The 7,011-nt window shown below is 41.8% G+C and carries 5 protein-coding genes; 1 reads left to right on the forward strand and 4 read right to left on the reverse strand.

Annotation, left to right across the window (positions count from 1 at the left end; translation table 11 throughout):
- Window positions 1-349: 349 nt before the first annotated feature.
- From gatB to gatC, 3 genes are read right to left on the reverse strand one after another with little or no spacing between them, the layout of a single operon-like run.
- Complete coding sequence (gene gatB / locus KBF71_08515) at window positions 350-1,816, reverse strand: Asp-tRNA(Asn)/Glu-tRNA(Gln) amidotransferase subunit GatB (GenBank protein ID MBP9878354.1); 1,467 nt, start codon at window positions 1,814-1,816, stop codon at window positions 350-352.
- A gap of 42 nt (window positions 1,817-1,858) precedes the next feature.
- A complete protein-coding gene (gene gatA, locus KBF71_08520; GenBank protein MBP9878355.1) occupies window positions 1,859-3,355 on the reverse strand; it encodes an Asp-tRNA(Asn)/Glu-tRNA(Gln) amidotransferase subunit GatA in 1,497 nt (498 codons plus the stop codon).
- 35 nt (window positions 3,356-3,390) lie between these two features.
- Entirely contained in the window at window positions 3,391-3,672 is a 282-nt protein-coding gene (gene gatC / locus KBF71_08525) for an Asp-tRNA(Asn)/Glu-tRNA(Gln) amidotransferase subunit GatC (protein MBP9878356.1), read from the reverse strand.
- Window positions 3,673-3,792: 120 nt separating this feature from the next.
- Between gatC and ruvX the strand changes: the two genes are divergently transcribed.
- Entirely contained in the window at window positions 3,793-4,293 is a 501-nt protein-coding gene (gene ruvX, locus KBF71_08530; GenBank protein ID MBP9878357.1) for a Holliday junction resolvase RuvX, read from the forward strand.
- A gap of 171 nt (window positions 4,294-4,464) precedes the next feature.
- Here the strand turns inward: ruvX and KBF71_08535 are convergent, their stop codons facing one another.
- Complete coding sequence (locus KBF71_08535) at window positions 4,465-6,891, reverse strand: hypothetical protein (protein ID MBP9878358.1); 2,427 nt, start codon at window positions 6,889-6,891, stop codon at window positions 4,465-4,467.
- Window positions 6,892-7,011 lie beyond the last annotated feature (120 nt).

The raw sequence follows: 7,011 nt of genomic DNA on the forward strand, positions 1-7,011 counted from the left end.
CCTTCATAGTTTACTATTAAGTGAAGCCGTTGATAAATCTAATTTTATCATAGGCGTCCATACCATCATTCAGAGCCACCCTTTAAGGGGTGGCGTGGAATCTCATCAAATATAACCACTTAACACAATAGTTGTGATGAGATCGCAGAGACTCCAGGGGCTCTCGACGAGAGCCCTCTGAGTGACGGTACAATTTATCTTACAATGGTAGAGCGACAGGTCGCGGGTGTGACAATGGGTAGACAAAAAGAGACGTGAATGACGATGAAGGGTGGGAATAAGAATGAGCCTCACCACTCCGTCACCCTGAGCTTGTTTCGGCATGACACAGCTGAGAGTCGTTCGCCTTCTATCCCTTTAAAGCCTTCATGAGGAGTTCGTTGATCATCTGAGGATTCGCTTTTCCTTGAGACTTTTTCATGATTTGTCCAACAAAGAAACCAAAGACTTTTTCTTTACCTGCTTTATAATCAGCAGCCATGCTTGGGTTCTCTGAGAGCAATTCAGTAACCATCGCCTCTAATGCGCCAGTGTCAGAAACTTGCTCAAGGCCTTTTTCCTTCACAATTTGGCTGGCGGTCTTTGATGAATCTTCAAGCATCTCAGCAAACACATCTTTTGCCATGCGGTTTGAGATGGTTCCTTTAGCAATCAAATCAATCAATTCAGCCAAGTGATCAACTGAGATTGGCGATTGATCAATTTCAAGGCCTAGGCGATTAAGAGCACCAAATAATTCACCTGTGACCCAAGTCACAACCAGACGAGCATCACGACCTTTTACAATGGATTCAAAGAAATCAGCTCTTTGACGATCGCCTACAAGAACAGAGGCATCGTAGTGGGTGACGCCAAAATCTTTCATGAAACGCTCAATCTTTTGATCAGGCAATTCAGGAAGGCTTGCCTTAATTTCATCAACCCATTTTTGTTCCAATTGCAGTGGCATCAAATCTGGGTCAGGGAAGTAGCGATAATCATGGGCTTCTTCTTTACTGCGCAGAGATCTTGACTCACCCTTAACAGCATCCCAAAGACGTGTTTCTTGTTTGATTTCTCCGCCATCTTCTAAAATTTCAACTTGACGACGCGCTTCATATTCAATCGCTTGTTGCATGAAGCGAACAGAGTTCACGTTCTTAATTTCGCATCTGGTACCAAATTCATCGCCAGGGCGACGGACAGATACGTTCACGTCGCAGCGCATAGAGCCTTGTTCCATATTGCCATCACAGGTGCCAAGATATCTGAGGATTGTTCTGAGTTTGCGAATATAAGCTGCTGCTTCTGCCGATGAGCGAATGTCTGGCTCAGAGACGATTTCCATCAAAGCAACGCCGGCACGGTTGAGATCAATATAAGTGTGATCTGGGCTTAAGTCATGGACTGATTTGCCCGCATCGATTTCTAAGTGGAGGCGGTGAATGCGGATTTCTTTTGTTGAGCTATCTTCAAGGTCAACTGTCACAACACCTTCGCCAACAATAGGGTGAGCGAATTGGCTGATTTGGTATCCAAGCGGAAGATCTGCATAGAAATAGTTTTTGCGATCGAAGACAGAATAGAGGTTGATCTGTGCATTGAGCCCAAGTCCGGTGCGAATTGCTTGCTCAACACAATATTTGTTGAGAACAGGTAACATGCCAGGCATGCCAGCATCGAGATAATCAACTTGTGAATTCGGCTCAGCGCCAAAATCAGTTGAGGCGCCAGAGAAGAGCTTGGCTTTCGATGTGATTTGCGCGTGAACTTCAAGTCCAACAACGATTTCCCATGGGCCTGTATTGCCCTTAATATAGTTTTTAGTATCAGTCATATTTTGTAACATCCTTATTTCCTTGAATTGAATGATCTTAATTTAAAGAACATAAGCTGGTTTGTGTGTAAATTGCGCTGCTTGTTCAATCACATGAGCTGCGCATAAAATTGTTTCTTCATCAAAAAGGCGTCCAATCAGCTGTAGGCCTAAAGGTAACTGATCTTTCCCGAGACCTGCAGGTACTGAAAGGCAAGGCAAGCCAGCCAATGAAGCAGGGACGGTGAAGACGTCATTAAGGTACATTGCAATCGGATCATCATTCTTTTCATCAAATCCGAAAGGAACAGATGGGGCTGATGGTGTTAAAATCACATCGCATTTCTGGTAAGCGAGCGTGAAGTCTTCAGCAATACGGGCTCTGACTTTCTGTGCTTTAAGATAGTAAGCATCGTAATAGCCAGCTGAGAGAACATAGGTTCCGATCATGATACGACGACGAACCTCTGGGCCAAACCCATCGCCGCGTGTATTTTTGTACATTTCGTTCAAATCTTTACCATCTTTGCGGAAGCCAAAACGAACGCCATCATAACGTGCAAGGTTAGAAGAGGCTTCAGCCGGTGCAATGATGTAATAGGTTGGTAAAGCATATTCAGTGTGAGGCAGAGAAATTGGTACAATTTCAGCGCCAGCAGCTTTTAGCCACTCAATCCCTTTGTCCCAGATTGCATCGATTGCTGGATCCATCCCTTCCATGCGGTATTCTTTTGGAATCCCAACGCGTAGACCTTTAATGTTGCCTGTTAAGGCTGCTCTGAAATTTGGGACAGGTTTGTTGACAGATGTTGAATCCTTTGGATCAAATCCGCACATGGCTTGAAGCATCAAAGCTGAATCTGCAACAGTGCGTGTGAGGGTGCCGGCCTGATCAAGTGAGGATGCAAAAGCAATTACCCCCCAGCGTGAACAGCGGCCATAGGTTGGCTTTACGCCAACAAGGCCTGTGAAAGAAGCTGGCTGACGGATAGATCCACCTGTGTCAGTACCGGTTGCAGCCATCGCTGAGTAAGAAGAAACAGCAGCAACAGATCCACCAGATGATCCGCCAGGTACAAGCTTTTTGCTGAATTTGAAAGATCCATCGGCCTGTCTTTCGCCTGGAGACCATGGGTTGATCACGCCGCCATAATAGCTGGTGAGGTTAGATGAGCCCATCGCGAATTCATCAAGGTTTGCCTTACCGAGCGTGATTGCACCTTCTGTTTTTAATTTGCCTGAAACAGTTGACTCATATGGCGGAATAAAGTTTTCAAGAATGCGACTTGAGGCTGTTGTACGTACGCCCTCTGTGCAAAAGAGATCTTTCATCGCAATGGGAATACCAGCCATCAGGCCTGTTTCGCCCTTGAGATAAGCTGCGTCTTGGATTTTTGCTTCATCTAAAGCACGATCAAAGCACGTGGTTACATAGGCATTGAGTTCTTTTGTCTTTTCAATCTCTTGAATATGAGCCTTTGTAAGTTCAGTTGGTGTGAATTCTTTCTTTTTAAGGCCTTCAAGTGCCTCGATGATGGTCATTCTTGTTAAATTGGTCATTTGGTATCTTCTATCGTTAAAATGGTGTGGGGAAATTATTCGACAACTGTTGGCACAGCAAAGAAATTCTGAACGCGTTCTGGCGCATTGTTCAGCACTTTTTCATTGCCATTAGTGACAGCATCGTCACGCATAGGAGCTGGTTGCTCAATCACAGAAGTCATTGGTTTGATATTGTTTGTATCAACCTTGTTAAGATCTTCAATCCAGCCAAAAATTTTGTTCATTTCCTGAACGAGTGTCTGTTTCTGCTCGGCAGGGACGTTCAAACGAGAAAGATCGCTAACGCGGTCAATATCTGCAAGGGTAAGTGTCATGTTAAAAACTCCTTTTCTGATAATAGGCAAAACGACATTCACACTAGTTTACAACGTCTTTTTTATGATGCAAGCAAATATTCGCTTTTTAAACAGAAAAAAAGAAATTATACTCAGATCATGCCGATACTCGATTTGACCTCATTTAAAGCTGCTTTACCCATACGATCCCGTGTGATGGGGCTTGATATTGGCACAAGCCGTATCGGGATTGCTGTTTCGGATGAGACGCATTTCATGGCGATGCCCTTGCAAACAATTGAGCGTCAGAAGCTAAAGCAAGATAAAGAGATCCTTGATCGTATTATCCTTGAGAAAAAAATCGGGGGCTGCGTTGTTGGTTGGCCACTCAATATGAACGGAACAGAAGGGCCTAAATGTCAATCTGTGCGTGATTTTATGGGTACGCTTTTGAAAGACTATCAATTGCGCAATTGTGCTGGTGAGGAAATGCCTGTTTTCTTTTGGGATGAGAGGCTTTCAACCGTTGCGATGCAGCGCTCGTTGATATCGGATTTAGATACCTCACGCAAAAAGCGCGCAAAGGTGATTGATCAGATGGCCGCCCAATTCATTCTTCAAGGCGCCTTGGATGCTATGTCTTACGATGTCAGATTGTAGAATGAACATATAAATTGTTATTCCTCCGTCAAGGCTTCGGCGGACTCGGCTCAGGATGACGGATCAAATACCTCCTCTCATCAATGCAATATCAGGCTGTACAGAATGGCATTCCTGACATTCTTATCCCTATTCAATCTCAATGTGTAATTTAATGTTTGGTTTGTCAATTTATTCTTGGAATTCTTCTTCCAGTGGAAAGTCATCGAGCTCCATATCAGAGATGGTTTCTTCAGAGAGAATTGGGAAAATGACATTGATCATATTGATGTGATGATTCACCCAATCAGCTGATTTTTTTCTATCATGAAAAAGATCCAAGAAAAGTTGTTCACTGAAAAAATCATAAATAACGGTTTCGAAGTCTGTAAATTGTTTTGTAATTGTATTTTTTCGATGCATGTCTAACAAAGTGACTATTTCTTCGAAATGTTGGGCTTCTATTTTTCTCGCGCGCAGGCAATAGAGTAGCTTGAGAAAAGTAATGAGGAGAAAATGGAGCCTTGTGCTGCCGACATCAAGCATTTTTTGAATGCCAAGATGTTTGTGTAAATAGATGATATAAGTGACATAGAAATTGAAAAATGAATCATCATTGATTGACTCCATAAAGGTACGATGAATCGAGTGAACAATTTCAAGACTATCATGCTCAAGAATATAGAAATAATAGAAAAGATAATTGTGATATTGCTGTACAAAAAGCGATGTCGTTAAGCGGATGATATCGGTTTGATAATTTACAAAATGTTGTAGTTTAGGGACGGCATCTGAGATAAAGCTATCAACGAGGCCTGATAGCGTATCAAGAACTGCATTGAATGAAGGGAGAGTCATGGTCGCTCTCCCAGGAAATGGATGGTGTCTTGTAAAGAGAAGGGGGGCAATGTGTGCAGTGACCCGCTGATGATCTGTTAAATCTTTAAAGTCGATATTTGATTTTAGAGGAGTGGTGCTGAGGTAGGTTTGAGCAAAATGCCTTGTTAAGTCTGATGTGAAAAGAACACTTAAGGCAGATTCAAACATCTTAATAAATGCATGAGTGGTTTGATGAAAAGAGTGAAATGCATCTGCGTCCTCACGATGTTGTTCAACAAAAGTACTCATGATGGAGGACATAAATGTATAAAGAACTTTCTTTTTCATCATAAAATGCGTAACAAAAGCATCTTTGTTCTGAAATAAGGGAGTACCTTGAATGACAGATTGCAGTATTTCTTTGATGCGCCAATAGAATGCGCATAATGACTCGAGCGTAAGGTCACCTCTGGTATGCCATTGAAATGGGATTGTATCTGCATAAGTTAGAAGGCCAGGAGGCCTGTTATTTTCAGCATCTGGCTCATGAGGTCTCAGTAAAAAGGCATCCAGGAATGAATCTAGTATATTTCTGATATGAGGATAGAGCGGATCTTTCATCTCATCTTGATTCTTAAAATTCATGAGAAACTCAGTATAAAGAGGAGAGAGAGGATGAGGGTGATGTTTGCTCAGGCTATTATTCAGAATGTGGTTTCTGAGGGCGATTTGTTCTTTAGGATTGATGAGGCCTTGTTGTAAACAATAATAATATTCATCTGTGAAATGTTGAAACGAGGTTGGAGCTCTCTTGTTAATCTTGCTCCTTATTTTGGTTGATGAAATGTACCCATTGTTCAAAGCTAAAATGAAATTTAAAAAATAGTGAAATGATAAGGTGTGAGGTTGATTGCTCAGGTTCCATTCGAGCAGAATAATGATTTCTCGAAAGCTGAAGGAATGATTTTTATGCAAATGTTCAATGATAGATAGGTGTGGTGTTGTTGAGTCACGGACGATTTGTTTAAAATGGATATTAGTACCAGGATTGCTTGTGACAAAAATAAGCTCGAGCAAGAGAAGAAGGATGATCAATATTTCATGAGGGCTTTCTTGAAAAAAAAGATGATTGAGCACAGAATCAGATGTAAAAATCAGAAGCGCCGTACTTTTGAAGTTAAAGAACAGATAATCACTATGTGTCTTGACAGTGAGAAGACTCGTTTGCAGGCCGATTAGATATATGACAACATCAAGGGGTAATCTTTCTTCCATAATCGCTTTTAAAAAAGGAGATAGGCTGAGCGTGTCGATTGATACGCCAGGTTTGTGTATGTCGTTATAATCTTTAAGAGCCATCCGATAAAGGCTTTTGTGAGCATTTTCTAGATCTTCTTGGTAAAAAAATGAGCGTGTCTCTCTTCCTGTTTGCGCATAAAAAGCGGCTTCAATGGCTCTTGTCAGCCTTGTGCAGATTGCTCTGATTGTTTCAAAATTTGTTCTCATGTCGCTGGAAGCTGCTTTGACAACTTTGCGATCTTTTAAATCAAGGACCTCAAGCTCTAAAAGTGTGAAGTTATGATCTTTATTTCTACGAAAGAGGCAGCTGAATCTTGCTTCTGCATAAAGGAAATCGGATGACGTGACAATTTTTTGCCAATAATTGATGTATTGATCGTGACTTGTGAGAAGTTGATAAAAGTGTTTATTCACAAGTGACAGGGGATAAGTCACCCCCATCGGGAAGCAGTCTTTATCTGAAAAAATATGCGGTGGCATTGTTGAGAGAAGATCAGACATATAGAGCCCTATTGTTTTTTATGTTATAGAGCAAAAGGGTTTCCTTAGAAACAATTTTCTCGACAATATAGGAATACACCTTGCGCATTTTCATGACGGTAAAGATCTCTTTTGTCCGTG

It is taken from the genome of Alphaproteobacteria bacterium (assembly GCA_018063245.1).
Taxonomy (GTDB): Bacteria; Pseudomonadota; Alphaproteobacteria; order JAGPBS01; family JAGPBS01; genus JAGPBS01.

Excerpts from the sequence above, each read along its gene's own strand:
- gatB (MBP9878354.1), bottom strand. The coding sequence starts at position 1,816 with ATGACTGATACTAAAAACTATATTAAGGGCAATACAGGCCCATGGGAA.
- gatA (MBP9878355.1), bottom strand. The coding sequence starts at position 3,355 with ATGACCAATTTAACAAGAATGACCATCATCGAGGCACTTGAAGGCCTT.
- KBF71_08535 (MBP9878358.1), bottom strand. The coding sequence starts at position 6,891 with ATGTCTGATCTTCTCTCAACAATGCCACCGCATATTTTTTCAGATAAA.
- ruvX (MBP9878357.1), top strand. The coding sequence starts at position 3,793 with ATGCCGATACTCGATTTGACCTCATTTAAAGCTGCTTTACCCATACGA.
- gatC (MBP9878356.1), bottom strand. The coding sequence starts at position 3,672 with ATGACACTTACCCTTGCAGATATTGACCGCGTTAGCGATCTTTCTCGT.